Origin of the sequence: Streptomyces sp. SID5910, assembly GCF_009862125.1 — a bacterium.
In the GTDB taxonomy this organism is placed as follows: Bacteria; Actinomycetota; Actinomycetes; order Streptomycetales; family Streptomycetaceae; genus Streptomyces.
Genome location: NZ_WWHX01000713.1, coordinates 1 through 13265, shown reverse-complemented (window position 1 = coordinate 13265; position 13265 = coordinate 1). Strand labels below are relative to the sequence as shown.

The following is a 13265-nucleotide window of genomic DNA, read 5'->3' as shown; positions in this document are numbered from 1 at the left end:
GCCGGGCTGTCCCGCTGTTCGCGTCGGCTGCGCCCGGCCGTCCCGCTGTCCGCGTCGCCCGCGCCCGGCTGTCCCGTCGTCTGCGTCGTCCGCGCCGGGCTGTCCCGCTGTCCGCGTTGCCCGCGCCGGGCTGTCCCGCTGTTCGCGTCGGCTGCGCCCGGCCGTCCGCCGGCCGCGTCGCCCGCGCCCGGCTGTCCCGTCGTCTGCGTCGTCCGCGCCGGGCTGTCCCGCTGTCCGCGTTGCCCGCGCCGGGCTGTCCCGCTGTTCGCGTCGGCTGCGCCCGGCCGTCCGCCGGCCGCGTCGCCCGCGCCCGGCTGTCCCGTCGTCTGCGTCGTCCGCGCCGGGCTGTCCCGCTGTCCGCGTTGCCCGCGCCGGGCTGTCCCGCTGTTCGCGTCGGCTGCGCCCGGCCGTCCGCCGGCCGCGTCGCCCGCGCCCGGCTGTCCCGTCGTCTGCGTCGTCCGCGCCGGGCTGTCCCGCTGTCCGCGTTGCCCGCGCCGGGCTGTCCCGCTGTTCGCGTCGGCTGCGCCCGGCCGTCCGCCGGCCGCGTCGCCCGCGCCCGGCTGTCCCGTCGTCTGCGTCGTCCGCGCCGGGCTGTCCCGCTGTCCGCGTTGCCCGCGCCGGGCTGTCCCGCTGTTCGCGTCGGCTGCGCCCGGCCGTCCCGCTGTCCGCGTCGCCCGCGCCCGGCTGTCCCGTCGTCTGCGTCGTCCGCGCCGGGCTGTCCCGCTGTCCGCGTTGCCCGCGCCGGGCTGTCCCGCTGTTCGCGTCGGCTGCGCCCGGCCGTCCGCCGGCCGCGTCGCCCGCGCCCGGCTGTCCCGTCGTCTGCGTCGTCCGCGCCGGGCTGTCCCGCTGTCCGCGTTGCCCGCGCCGGGCTGTCCCGCCGTGCGCGTCGGCTGCGCCCGGCTGTCCCGTCGCCTGCGTCGCCCGCGCCGAGCCGTCCCGTCGTCCGCGTCGCCCGCGCCCGGCCGTCCCGCCGTACGGGGCTCAGTCCGTGCGTACGACGAGCGCGTGGTCGCCGAGGCCCGTCATGCGGCCCGCCGACAGCTCGCCCCGCGTCGTGAACAGCGCCAGGACGCGGCCGCTGCCCGGGTCGAACGCCACGTCCAGCACCGTGCCGCGCTCCACGCCCGCCTCGGTCAGGACCCGCCGGCCCAGCAGATCGTGGCCCGGCGGCACCGCGTCCGGCGGGGTCACCGGACCGACCCGGACGGCCCCCGTCCCGAGCGACCGCACCGCCTCCCAGGGCAGCACGGTCTCCCCGCGCAGCCGGCCGGCGCGGAACCGGAGGTGGCTGACCAGGCCGGCGGGGGCGTCGACCGTCAGGGACGTCACGGTGCCCAGTCTCCGGTCCCCGTCCGCGCTCAGCACGGGCAGTCCCCGCACCTCGGTGAACAGCATCACGACAGCGAGCCCCGCCGGCTCCCGGGCACACCGCCGAGCAGCGCCGTGAGACCCGGCAGGCCGTCGGCCACGTGCCGCACGGCGTCCTCGGGAAGGACGAGCGCCCGACCGGCGACCGCCAGCGCCGGCCCCCGCGCCACGTACAGGCTGCGCCGGTGGCGTGCCGGGCCCGGCGCGAACCGCCGGTTCGCCGCCACCCGGAAGCCGACGACCCGCCCGCCGGTGCCGCCCTCCACCACGACGTCGAGCACGGTGCCCACCTCGGTGCCCGCGTCCGTCAGCACGCTCGCCCCCAGCAGCCGGGCGCGCAGTGTCTCCTGGTGCAGCATCAGCAGCGCGGTGCTCACGAGCCCCAGCCGGTCGCGGATCATCACCGCGTCATGGCCGAGCGCGTGCACCGCGGACCAGGGAAGACCCTCCTTCATCGGGCCGGACAGGCCCCGGCCGCTCAGCGTGAAACCCGTGATCCGCCCGGCCGATCCGTCGAAGACGGTGTCCTTGACGTGGGCGACGGCGTCCCCGCCCAGGGTGACCACCGGCCGCGTGGTGAGACTGCGCGCGCCCATCAATTCGTTCATCGCACACCCTTCCCGTAGCCTCCGGGTGCCCCGGGCGACTGTGACGATGCCCGCACTGCGGGAAGAGGTGGACTGCAATGCCGAACCCGGGGTACGAGGACTCGTGCAGAGGCGTCCGGCCTGTCCGGCTTCCGAGAGAGAAACGCATGACCGAATACCTGGACGGGGCAGTGATACCGACTGGCTTCGACGTACCCGTGGAGCCGCTGAGGCGGGCTGCCCACTACACCGGCGAGCCGGGATGCATCGCGGAGGCACGTCACCTCGCCTCGCTCTTCCTCGACCAGCTCAGGACCGAGTGGTGCGCCACGATCGGCCGGCGGGCCGACGGCGCGGTGCTCCTGGTGGTGAGCGAACTGGTCACCAACGCCGACCGGCACAGCCAGGGCCCGTACATCCTGGAGCTGGAGGGCACGGACGCCTCCGTGACGGTGACCGTCTACGACAGCAGCGGCGCCGTGCCCCGGCGTTTCCCCCGCGATCCCGAGCGCGTCGGCCGGCACGGACTCGAGATCGTCCACGCCCTCGCCGAGACGGTCGTCGTCGAGCGGGTGCCGGTCGGCAAGCGGGTCCGCGCGGTGGTCCTCCTCACCGAGGACTGACCGGGCCGCCGACGCACGGACGCACGGGCGACCGGAAACGCGGCACCCCGAGGTCGTGATCAACCCCGGGGCGGTGTCGTCGTCGCTGTCAGGCGCAGCCCAGCTCGCCCAGCATGCCCTCGCGCAGCCGGGTGATGATCCGCTTGATCAGGCGGGACACGTGCATCTGCGAGCAGCCGAGCTGTTCGCCGATCTCCGCCTGGGTGGCCTCCTCCACGAACCGCATGTGGATGATCTGCCGGTCGCGCTCGCTGAGCTCGGCCATCAGCGGGGCGAGCGAGTGGAAGTCCTCGACGAGCCGCAGCCCGTCCTCCTCGACCCCGATGAAGTCGGCCAGCACCGACTCGCCGTTCTCGGGGCCGTCCCCGGTCAGCGCGGCGTCCAGCGAGGAGGAGTTGTACCCGTTCGACGCGATCTGGCCCTCGACGACCTCCCGCTCGCTGATGTTCATCAGCGTGGCGAGCTCGGCGACGGTGGGCTCGCGGTCCAGCCGGCTGGACAGCTCCTCGCGGGCCTTGGCCAGCTCCACGCGCAGTTCCTGAAGCCGCCGCGGCACGTGCACCGCCCAGGTGGTGTCGCGGAAGAAGCGCTTGATCTCGCCGACGATGTACGGCAGCGCGAAGGAGGTGAACTCGACCTCGCGGGAGAGCTCGAACCGGTCGATGGCCTTGATCAGGCCGATCATGCCGACCTGGACGATGTCCTCCATCTCCTCCGGGCCCCGGCTGCGGAAGCGGCCGGCCGCGAAGCGGACCAGGGACATGTTCATCTCGATCAGCGTGTTGCGCGCGTACTGGTACTCGGGCGTGCCCTCTTCCAGGACCGTGAGCTGGTCGAAGAAGAGCTTCGACAGCTCCCGCGCGTCCCTGGGCGCCACCTTGGACGGGTCCGCGATCTCCGGCATGCCGGTGAGCCGCTGTCCGGTGGCCTGCGCGGTCGTCGTCGCCATGATGTGCCCTCCCTCTAGGTCGGCCCCTGTCACTGTCCCGTATCGGCCGACGAGAGTCCGCATACCCCGAACACGGGTGCGCATGCCGTGCTCAGGGTTCCGAGACCTCGGCGTACAGCTGGGACAGTTCGGGGACGCCGTCCTCCGCCCAGGCGCAGCCGGACGCCACGACGTCGAACTCGCGGCCCGAGCCGAGCCGGACGACCGGCTGCCCGTCGGCCCGGATGACCCAGGCGGCGCCGGGCACCGTGCGCACGATCACGGTCCCCAGATAGAGCCCCGCGTCGTTGCCGAGCCAGAGCATGATCTCCGCGTCGGCGCGCCAGCGCGGCAGCATCTGGTCGAGCCGCGCCAGTGAGGCCTCGGAGTCGTCGAGGCCGAACCCCTCCTGCGACGCCTGCGAGCGGAGCAGATCACAGTCGGCGAGCAGCTCGGCGATGCCGTCCGGGTCGTGGACCCGGTCGGGCTCGCGCCGCCTGCCCAGGAAGGGGATGTGCATCCCCCCAGACTGACATTCGTACCGCCGTACGCACCACAGGGCACGCGGGGCGCGGGGGCGGCCGGGCGCCGCCGGGTGCCGGGGGCGCGGGGGCCGCCTACACGTCCAGGTCGACCACGACCGGGGCGTGGTCCGAGGCGCCCTTGCCCTTGCGCTCCTCGCGGTCGACGTAGGAGTCGGTGACGGCCTTGGCGAACGGCTCGTTGCCGTAGACCAGGTCGATGCGCATGCCGCGGTTCTTGGGGAAGCAGAGCTGGCGGTAGTCCCAGTAGGTGAAGGGGTGGTCGTACTTCAGCGGGCGCGGCACCACGTCGGACAGCCCGGCCTCCTGCAAGGAGGCGAGGGCGGCGCGCTCGGCGGGGGTGACGTGGGTGGAGCCCTCGAAGGCGGCGCGGTCGTAGACGTCGTCGTCTGTCGGTGCCACGTTGTAGTCGCCGAGCACGGCGAACGGGCGGCTGCCGGCCGCGTCGCTCCCGACGGCCGCGCGCAGCGCCTCGAACCACTGGAGCTTGTAGGCGTAGTGGGCGTGCTCGACCTCGCGGCCGTTCGGCACGTACACCGACCAGACGCGGACCGGGCCGCAGGTCGCCGAGATGGCGCGGGGCTCCTGGACGCCCTCGTAGCCCGGGTCGCCGGGCAGGCCCTTGACGACGTCGGTGAGGCCGACGCGGGAGAGCACCGCCACCCCGTTCCACCGGCCGGTGGCGTGCACGGCGGCCTCGTAGCCCTTCTCGCGCAGCTCGTCGAACGGGAACTGCTCCTCGGCGACCTTGGCCTCCTGGAGGCACAGCACGTCGGTGCCGCTGCTCTCCAGCCAGGCGAGCAGCCTCGGCAGGCGGGCGGTGATCGAGTTCACGTTCCAGGTGGCGATGCGCATGTCCACCAACCTACCGGGCGGGACTGACAACCCGGTTCCCGCCCGATACGGGCTCGGGGCGCCCGGCCGCTCATACCCGGGCGGACTCCCCCGGGGCCAGCCGCAGGTGCTCGGAGCCGCCGAGCTCCCCGATCTGGCGGTCGTAGACGGGGCGGGCGAGGTCGGTGAGGAGGGCGTCGTGGATGTCGTAGGCGCGCTGCGGCTTGACCTCGCGGACGTAGTCGATGACCTCGGAGATCTTGTTCCAGGGGGCCATGACGGGCAGCATCAGCGTCTCGACGGGGTGGTCGGGGACGGTGAGGGCGTCGCCGGGGTGGAAGACGGTGCCGCCGTCGACGAGGAAACCGATGTTGGTGACGCGCGGGATGTCCGGGTGGATCACCGCGTGCAGCTCGCCGTGGACCTGTACGTCGAATCCGGCGGCGGTGAAGGTGTCGCCGTGGCCGACGGTGTGCACGCGGCCGGGGAACGCCGCGGAGATCTGCTCCGCGACGGACTTCAGCGTCCAGATTTCGGCGGCCGGGTTGTTCTCCATCGCGGTGCGCAGCCGGGACTCGTCGAAGTGGTCGGGGTGCTCGTGGGTGACGAGGATGGCGTCCGCGCCGAGGGCGGCGTCCTCCTCGCTGAATCCGCCGGGGTCGAGGACGAGCGTCCGCCCGTCCTTCTCGAGGCGGACGCAGGAGTGCGACTTCTTGGTGAACCTCATCCATCCATCCTGCCGCCGCACCGCACGGTCGCGCGAACGGCCCCGGGCGGGCTCACCCGGGCCCACTCGGGCTCGCCCGGGCTCACTCGGGCGGTGTGGTCTCCTCCCGGACGACCCGCTGCGCCACCCGGAAGGCGCGGTTCGCCGCCGGTACGCCGCAGTAGACGGCGGTCTGGAGCAGCACTTCCTTGATCTCGTCCGGGGTGAGGCCGTTGCGCAGGGCGGCCCGGACGTGGGAGGCGAGCTCGTCCAGGTGGCCGCCCGCGACCAGGGCGGTGAGGGTGATGCAGCTGCGGGTGCGGCGGTCGAGGCCGGGCCGGTCCCAGACCTCGCCCCAGGTGTAGCGGGTGAGGAACTCCTGGAACTCCCCCGAGAAGTCGTCCGCCTGCGCCAGCTGCCGGTCGACGTGCGCGTCGCCGAGCACCTCGCGTCGGACCTTGAGTCCCGCGTCGTACGGGTCGGGCCGCCCCTGCGCGTGCGAGTGCGGTGGTACGACGGCCGGGGCGATCTCGGCGACGGGCCCTGTCCTCGGCGGCGCGGGCGCGGGCTGCGGCGGCACGGGGAAGGCCTGCGGCGGCACGGGCGCGGCCTGGTCCGGTACGGGTACGGGTGCGCCTTGTGCCGGGACGGGGGCGCCTTGCGCGGGGGCGGGCGCGGCGGCCAGGGCCGGCTGGACGGGGGCGGCGGAGCCGGCCGGGCCGGCGTGGACGGCCTGGGCGGTCTGGGCGGTCTGGGCGCCGGGGGTGCCGTGGACGGCGGCGTGGACGGCGGGCGGGACGGGGATCTGGCCCGTGGACGCGTCGTGGGCGGGTTGCCAGGCGGTGTTGAAGTGCCGGACCAGCAGGTCGGTGACGGCCGCGGGCTGCTCGACCGGGACCAGGTGGGAGGCGCCGGGGACGACGGCGAGGCGGGCGTCGGGGATGCCGGCGACCAGGGTGCGGGCCTCGGCGGGGCCGGTGACCTGGTCGTCGGAGCCGACGAGGACCAGGGTCGGCACGCCGACGTGGCCGAGTTCGCCGCGCACGTCGAACGCGGCGAGCGCCTCGCAGGCGGCGATGTAGCAGCCGGGGTCGGTGGTCCGCACCATCTGCACGGCCCACTCGGTGATCGCGGGCTGGGCCGCGGCGAAGCCTCCGGTGAACCATCTCTCGGGCGCGCTGCGGGCGATGGGGTCCAGCCCGTTCGTCCGCACGATCACGCCGCGCTGCCGGAACTCGTCGGCCGTGCCGAAGCGCGGCGAGGCGGCGATCAGCGCGAGGGAGGCCAGCCGCTCGGGGTGGCGCAGGGCCAGCTCGATGCCGACGGCGCCGCCGAGCGCGCAGCCGGCGTAGCCGAAGCGCTGCACGCCGAGCCCGTCGAGCGTGGCCAGCAGGCGCGCGGTGAGGTCGGCGACGGAGCCCGCCGCGTGGGCCGGGGCGCCCCCGTGTCCGGGCAGATCGAACCGGAATACCCGCCACTGCTGCGCCAGCTCGGGAACCTGCCGGTCCCACATGTGCCAGGTGGTACCCAGTGAGGGACCGAGGATCAGGACCGGGGCCTCCTCCGGCCCGTCAAAGCGGTATTGCAGGGTGTTCGACGGTGTCTCACTCACGCCCCAGACCCTCTCACGTCTCGCAGACGCCCCCATAACGCGGGGCCCTGAGGCCGCCGCCCGGGTTGTCGTTCGCGTCGAACCGGGGCGACTACGATTTTCGGCATGGCGAAGCGCAAGGTGCGGCGGCGGGCGCGGAAGATCCTGGGCGAGGAACCCGTGGCCTTGGTCTGGTGTGAGATCCACAAGCCCATCCCCGCACCGCCCAAGGACGTTCACCGTGCTGCGGGCAACGGGCGCCTGACATCGCGCCACCACTGGCTGTGGTACGCCGGGGCTGTGCTGTTCTTCTTCGTGGTCGTACCGATGATCTTGATTGACGGACTCGGCCGTAAATTTGACCGACTGCTGTCGGGACGGAGCCGTGGCGGTCGGACCGGACAGCCGCGGACCGCACCCGACACACAGCGTTCCGGCCGTGGCCACGACCCGGCCAACGGGGTCTTCGACGGGGACTGGAACCTGACCGCGGGCCGGCTGCTGCTGCGTTGGTACGGACACTCGCCCAGCCCCAAGCGCCTGGTCATGCTGACCCGCGACCGCATCTGCGTGGCCGCGTCGCCTCGCCGTCGGCTGTCACCGACCAGGGCCGACGATTTCCGGACCGTCACGGAGTTCACCCTCGACCAAGCCCGGATCGAGGGTGAGGCGGGCCAGCCGCGCGGGTACGCCACCTTCCGGCTCGCCTTCGCCGACGGTTCCTGGCTGGAGATGGGCCGGCTGGCCGAGCCGGAAGACGCCGATCACTTTCTGCGCACGGTCAGCGGCTGATCCGAGCGGGTTCGGTGACGCACCCTCCTCCCCTACCGGAGATTCTCCGGCTCGCCGGCGAGTTTGGTGGCGATGCGGCGGAGAACCGTGAGCTCCTGGGGGTCGAGCTGGTCGACGAAGTGGCGCCGTACTGACGCGACATGAGCGGGAGCGGCCTGCCGGAGAGTGTCCAGTCCCACCTCGGTGAGAACCAGGAGACAGCCTCTGCCGTCTGCCGGGTCCGGTGCCCGGCGGATGAGTCCACGTGCCTCCATGCGGGTGGCGTGGCGGGACAGACGGCTTCGGGACCACTCCATCTTGGCGGCCTGCTCACGCAGGGTGCCGGTGCCGTCGGTGCGCTCGGACAGAGTGCTGAGCACCTCGTAGTCGGGCTCGGACAACCCGAGTTCGGCCAGGTCCTGTGCGGTGCGGGCCTGCACGACGGTCACCATGCGGCGGTATGCCCGCCAGGCGTGCTCCTCTTCCGGGGCGAGCCAGCGGGTAGCGGCATCCGACCTTTTCGTTGACATGTAATCAAAATACCAGCTAGCTTCATTTCCATGTCAACGAAAAGGACGCGCGTTCTCGTACTGGTGTGCAGTACCCGTCCCGGCGCACTCGGCCCGGCAGTCGGCGAGTGGCTGACCGAGACGCTCGCACCGAGCGCCCTCACGCTGGACGCGGATCTGGTGCCGCTGGCCCTCGGTGATCTGCGACTGCCCTTTCTGGACGAGGAGGAGCACCCCTCGACCGGCGTCTACCACCACGAACACACACGCCGGTGGAGCGCGATCGTCGACGAGGCCGACGGCTTCGTCGTCGTGACGCCGGAGTACAACTACGGGATGCCCGCGACCCTGAAGAACGCGCTCGACTACCTTGGCCCCGAGTGGGCCTGGAAGCCGGTCGGGTTCGTCAGCTACGGCAACACCTCGGCGGGCACCCGGGCGGTCCAGCACGCCAAGCAGGTGATGACCACCCTTCGCCTCGTCCCCCTGGGCTCCACCGTCGCGATCCGGATCACGGACGCGATGCGAGAGGGCCGCTTCCAGCCCGGAGCGCCCCTCGGTGACGCCGCCGACGGCCTGCTCGCGGAACTGGTGCGGGTCGCTCACGCCCTGGCCCCGCTTCGCGAGCGCGGGCGCGTGAGCGCGGTGGCAGGACCCGTCGCGGGCTCGTACGCACGGCGCCTCGCCCCGGACGACGCGCCGGAGGTGACGGTGTTGCAGCGCTGCTGCTGGGCCGAGGAGGCGGTCGCCAACAGCACCCTCGCGCTACCGGCCCTGCACGAGTCGCCCCACCAGGTGCGCGCCTGGCTGGCCGACTGGCAGGCGACGGGCCTGTGGCAGGACGGCCGGCTTCTCGGGATGGTTCGAACGCGTCGCAGCGGCGCCGACCTGCACGTGGGGCGGCTCGCCGTCGTCCCCGACCTGCGCGGACGCGGCCTGGGCCGATGGCTGCTCCGCATGGCCGAGTCAGCCGGGGAGGGTTGCCGGCGCATCGTCCTGTCCACCGGCGCCGCCAGCAGCCGGAACCTCGCCCTCTACGAGAGCCAGGGCTACGCTCCGCTCCGCGCGGAAACGGACGCCGGCGTGGTCCACCTCGCCAAGGCTGTCCCTGCCTGAGCACTGAGGGGCCGGCCCGCATCGGCCCGGTTTCATCAGTCCGTCCACTGCCATTCGACGCCGTACGCGCCGGGCGGGCACTTGGTGGGGAGCAGGTGGGTCGTGCCGGAGTCGTCCAGGGGTGCGAACCGGCGGCTCAGGGGCTTGATGCCGAGTTGCCTGCGGTAGTAGTGCCAGCACTTGGACGGCACCGCCAGGGGGTGGAACCGCACCTGGAGCAGGTAGGTCTGCAAGGGCGTGGTGATACGGCGTTCGTGCTGGTGGGAGATGCCCGCCGTGGAGGCGGAGCGGAGCGTGTACTCGACGACCGCCGTCTCGTTCCTGGCCAGTCGGCGGCCGAAGGGGAAGTCGGCGATCACGCAGTTCAGTTCGGGCCGGAACCGGATGCTCGGGGGCGGGCCGTGGGGGACGGTGACCTCGACCGCGCCGGCCTTCCACGAGTCCAGAGTGTGAATGACCGTCAGGTGGCGCGCGTCGTCGTGGATCGCCCTGACCGCGACGGTGACGCGGATCTCGTCGATGAGGCGGTACTCGTTCACGTCCACCGTCTCGTGGACGACCAGTCGCCGCAGGTCGGCGTTGAGGTCGGGGAAGGCGTCCCCGAGGACCTTCTCGACGTCGGAGTCCTCCCCGTAGACGCCGCGGACGGCGGCCGGGTCGTGCGGCGGGACCCAGCCGCGCGGCCGACGCCTCAGCAGCGACCGCAGCGCGCCGCTCGGCAGGCCGAGAAGGGGTTCCATCAGGTCGACGGCGCGCAGGGACTGGGGCCGCTCCGGCTGGCTGCGGCCGCTCTGCCAGTAGCTGAGGGTGGCGAGACTGAGGCTGATCCCGTGCGACCTGAGGTGGTCGCGTACGTGGTCCAGCGGCAGTCCCCGCCGGCGTAGGGCCTCTTTGAACGCGGTGGCGAACATCAGGTTCGGGTCGTCGGCGTGGAGGGCGTTGGGCATGGCGTCTTCCAGCAGGCGGAGGGCTTCGGTAGGCCCCGGCGGTCCCGGCCGGGGAGAGCCGGGACCGTCGGAAGGCAGCCGGGGGCCGCTCGCCATGGCTCGCGAGCGCCCCCCGGCCGGTCCTGCTACGGATGTGCTCAGTTGGTGTTGAGCGTCAGCCCGTAGTAGCTGAGGGCGTCGTCGAGCGGCTGGAAGTACGAGGAGCCGCGGGAGTTGACGCCGCTGCACTGCTGGTCGATCGGGCCGCCGGAGGTCATGCCCTGGGCCTGGTTGCCGGAGATGTAGGCGCCACCGCTGTCGCCGCCCTCGACGCACACGCTGGAGGTGGCCAGGCCGCTGACGACCGTGTCGGGGCCTCCGTTGCGGTCGACGTAGGTGACGGTGTTGTTGTAGGAGCCGACCGTGCCGCAGGTCCAGCCGGTGGTGGCACCGGACTTGCAGAGGGCGGCGCCGGACGAGGCGCGGCTGCTGCCCTTGACGGCGACCGGGTTGCTGTTGCCCCAGGTGCCGACGCTGGTGGTGATCGAGTGGCCGGAGTTGATGGTCAGGAGGCCCATGTCGACGCTGCGGGTGCCGAGGGCGTAGCGGGTCTTGTAGCCCTTGGCGAAGGCCGTCCCGTCGTAGCGCAGGGTGTTCGTGACGCAGTGTCCCGCGGTCACCAGGTACTGGTTGCCCGACCGGTCGCGGGCCCCGTACCCGACGGAACACCACTGGCTGGTGTTGTTGAACGTCATCTTGCTGCCGGGGTAGATCGCGGCCTTGGCCTCGAGCTTCTCCTCGCCCCGCACGATGCGGACGGCGGAGCCGTGCTCGGCGGCCTTGGCGAGGAACGCCTTGGCCGCGGCGCCCCGGTCGTTGTTGACCTTGACGGTCACCTTGTCGGCGGCCAGGTCCACGGACCAGGCGACCACTCCGGAGGGGACCTTCTTGGCGGCGAGAGCGTCCAGTTCGGCCTTGACCTTGTCGAGCGCGGCCTCACCGCGGGCGGGCACCCGGGCGTCGAGGCCGGCCTTCTCGATCCTGGCCGCCTCGGCGGTGTCGGCGGCGTTGACGGTCAGCTTGCCGGAGGCGTCGAAGAACGCTCCGTCGCCGGCTATCCCTCTCTTGGCGAGCTCGGCCAGCTTGGCCTGCTGGGCGTCCTGCCGGTCCAGACGGTCGACCGCGGCCTCCTCGCTCACACCGAGCGAAGCGGCCAGCGCCTTGACCATCTCGGGCTGGTAGTGGGGGGTGGCGTCCGTGCCCTGCGCCTGCGCCACGGTCTGGGTGCCCAGGACCGCGGATGCCGAGAGCGCGATACCTACCGCGGCCAGGCGGTACTTACGAGAGTTGCGCACGTTGATTCCTTCCGGGTGACAGACAGGAACCCAATGGGGGGTTTACCGCCGGAACGCAACCGCGCTCCGGACAGGGGCGGTTCCTGTCTGACGGAGGGTCATCGACCCGCCGTGGACCCGAACTATTGCGCAGCGATTTCTCGGAATTCAAGATGCCGGCGGCGGGAAATTCATTTAACAGAAATCGTGGCGCTTCTGTTGAACAGGGTTGAACAGGAGGGGGCACTCGGGGTCGCTTGCGAACCATAGGGGAACCGCGTTCGCCGCGGTATCAGGCCCGCGTTTTCACGGATACGCAGAAAACCCCGGGCACGTGCGGCGACGCCGGATCCGCCGGATCCGCCGGGCACGGTGACCGGGATAGGTATAGGTGATCGGCCGGTCCCGGATATTCAGGAACCGAGGCCGTTCCTACGTTGGTGCGGCCCGCTGGGAAAGCGCGCTGAAACGCGGACCCGCAGAGAACAAGGAGCCGGCGCCGTGCCCGAAATCTACTTCCAGGTCCATGTCCCGATGCGGAACTCCGTACGGCCCGAGCAGTGCGGGCTGCACGTCTTCACCGGCGCGGCCGACACCTGGTCGGCGGCCCTCCGCATCGCGCGCGAGACCTGTGACACGGCCGCGGCCGCACAGCAGGCGGGACTTCCGGCCCCCGGTCGCCGGCCGGACGGCTGGTCGGCCCGGGGGCTGCGCCCCGGCTGGGTCCACGACTGGACGGCCGCGACCGTGGACGCCTGGGAACAGGACAGAAGGTTCCGCCTCAGCAGATCTCACTTGCGCTGACGGGGCGGCTGTCGCCGGTGGGCGCGAGGCGGTGGGCGAGGTCGCGGCGGGAGAGCGCGCCGGTCTTGCGCATGGCGCGGGCGATGTGCTGCTCCACGGTGCGGGGAGACAGGTGCAGGGTCGCGGCGATCTCCCGGTTGGTCAGACCGGAGACCGCGAGCTGTGCGACCTCCGCCTCCCGGGGGGACAACTCGTCGGCGTGCGAGGGGCGTCCGGGCGGGCGGCCCTTCCTGGCCGGCTGCCGCGTGCGCAGCAGGGCCCTCGTCCGGGCCGCGTCCCAGACGGCGCCCAGCTCGGTGAAGCGCTGAGCGCAGGACTCCAGCTCGGCCACCGCCGACAGGGCCAGGGCGCAGTCGGCCTCCGGTTCCGCCGACGCGGCGGTGTGCTCGCCCTCCGCGGCCGGGCCGGGACCGGCTTCGGTGTACGCCGCGAGCACGCAGCGCCCGGCGCCCTCCGCCGTCACCGCCTGCGTATAGGGGCGGGGCAGCTCCCCGTAGGCCGCGGCGGCCTCCCGGTACAGCTCCGCGGCCCGCAGCAGCCCGTCCCGCCCCTGTCCGGCCGGCGCCTCCGTCTCGGCGAGCACGGCCCGGCTCCAGATCAGCGCGGCCCTGGCGGCGGGCGCGTCG

The 13265-nt window shown here is 72.8% G+C and carries 15 protein-coding genes; 4 read left to right on the top strand and 11 right to left on the bottom strand.

Translation table 11 applies throughout. The features are described from left to right. Positions 1-981 precede the first annotated feature (981 nt). Together GTW67_RS24800 and GTW67_RS24795 are read right to left on the bottom strand one after the other, a co-directional pair. Positions 982-1398, bottom strand: a complete 417-nt coding sequence (locus GTW67_RS24800) for a PRC-barrel domain-containing protein (protein ID WP_161167018.1) — start codon at positions 1396-1398, stop codon at positions 982-984. Next, entirely contained in the window at positions 1395-1976 is a 582-nt protein-coding gene (locus GTW67_RS24795) for a PRC-barrel domain-containing protein (RefSeq protein ID WP_161166166.1), read from the bottom strand. Before GTW67_RS24795 ends, GTW67_RS24800 begins: the two co-directional genes overlap by 4 nt. 146 nt (positions 1977-2122) lie before the next feature. Between GTW67_RS24795 and GTW67_RS24790 the strand changes: the two genes are divergently transcribed. After that, positions 2123-2578, top strand: a complete 456-nt coding sequence (locus tag GTW67_RS24790) for an ATP-binding protein (protein WP_161166167.1) — start codon at positions 2123-2125, stop codon at positions 2576-2578. An 88-nt stretch (positions 2579-2666) separates the two neighbouring features. Here the strand turns inward: GTW67_RS24790 and GTW67_RS24785 are convergent, their stop codons facing one another. The 5 genes from GTW67_RS24785 to pcaDC all read right to left on the bottom strand — a co-directional run bounded on the left by GTW67_RS24785 (position 2667) and on the right by pcaDC (position 7200). Beyond that, a complete protein-coding gene (locus GTW67_RS24785; protein WP_161167017.1) occupies positions 2667-3527 on the bottom strand; it encodes an RNA polymerase sigma factor SigF in 861 nt (286 codons plus the stop codon). A 91-nt stretch (positions 3528-3618) separates the two neighbouring features. Then, the gene (locus tag GTW67_RS24780) at positions 3619-4026 is read right to left on the bottom strand and encodes a DUF6278 family protein (RefSeq protein WP_161167016.1); all 408 of its coding nucleotides are present in this window, start codon (positions 4024-4026) and stop codon (positions 3619-3621) included. 97 nt (positions 4027-4123) lie between these two features. Further along, positions 4124-4903, bottom strand: a complete 780-nt coding sequence (locus GTW67_RS24775) for an exodeoxyribonuclease III (RefSeq protein WP_161167015.1) — start codon at positions 4901-4903, stop codon at positions 4124-4126. 70 nt (positions 4904-4973) lie between these two features. Next, a complete protein-coding gene (locus tag GTW67_RS24770) occupies positions 4974-5609 on the bottom strand; it encodes an MBL fold metallo-hydrolase (protein WP_161167014.1) in 636 nt (211 codons plus the stop codon). An 82-nt stretch (positions 5610-5691) separates the two neighbouring features. Further along, positions 5692-7200, bottom strand: coding sequence for a bifunctional 3-oxoadipate enol-lactonase/4-carboxymuconolactone decarboxylase PcaDC (gene pcaDC, locus GTW67_RS24765; protein ID WP_161167013.1), 1509 nt, complete (start codon positions 7198-7200; stop codon positions 5692-5694). Between the two features lie 105 nt (positions 7201-7305). On the opposite strand from pcaDC, the gene GTW67_RS24760 reads away from it, so the two are divergent. Beyond that, entirely contained in the window at positions 7306-7971 is a 666-nt protein-coding gene (locus GTW67_RS24760) for a hypothetical protein (protein ID WP_161167012.1), read from the top strand. Between the two features lie 32 nt (positions 7972-8003). Here the strand turns inward: GTW67_RS24760 and GTW67_RS24755 are convergent, their stop codons facing one another. Continuing rightward, positions 8004-8480: a MarR family winged helix-turn-helix transcriptional regulator gene (locus tag GTW67_RS24755; RefSeq protein WP_161167011.1), complete on the bottom strand. Its 477-nt coding sequence runs from the start codon at positions 8478-8480 to the stop codon at positions 8004-8006. Positions 8481-8510: 30 nt separating this feature from the next. On the opposite strand from GTW67_RS24755, the gene GTW67_RS24750 reads away from it, so the two are divergent. Then, complete coding sequence (locus tag GTW67_RS24750) at positions 8511-9575, top strand: bifunctional NAD(P)H-dependent oxidoreductase/GNAT family N-acetyltransferase (RefSeq protein WP_161167010.1); 1065 nt, start codon at positions 8511-8513, stop codon at positions 9573-9575. A 35-nt stretch (positions 9576-9610) separates the two neighbouring features. Here GTW67_RS24750 and GTW67_RS24745 read toward each other — a convergent pair whose 3' ends face one another. Next, complete coding sequence (locus tag GTW67_RS24745; protein ID WP_161167009.1) at positions 9611-10522, bottom strand: hypothetical protein; 912 nt, start codon at positions 10520-10522, stop codon at positions 9611-9613. A gap of 137 nt (positions 10523-10659) precedes the next feature. Continuing rightward, positions 10660-11856, bottom strand: coding sequence for an alpha-lytic protease prodomain-containing protein (locus tag GTW67_RS24740; RefSeq protein WP_161167008.1), 1197 nt, complete (start codon positions 11854-11856; stop codon positions 10660-10662). Between the two features lie 480 nt (positions 11857-12336). On the opposite strand from GTW67_RS24740, the gene GTW67_RS24735 reads away from it, so the two are divergent. Next, positions 12337-12639, top strand: a complete 303-nt coding sequence (locus tag GTW67_RS24735) for a hypothetical protein (RefSeq protein ID WP_161167007.1) — start codon at positions 12337-12339, stop codon at positions 12637-12639. Here the strand turns inward: GTW67_RS24735 and GTW67_RS24730 are convergent. Further along, positions 12617-13265, bottom strand: a 649-nt coding sequence (locus GTW67_RS24730; protein WP_161167006.1) for a helix-turn-helix transcriptional regulator, incomplete at its 5' end; no start/stop codon positions are given. The genes GTW67_RS24735 and GTW67_RS24730 overlap by 23 nt on opposite strands.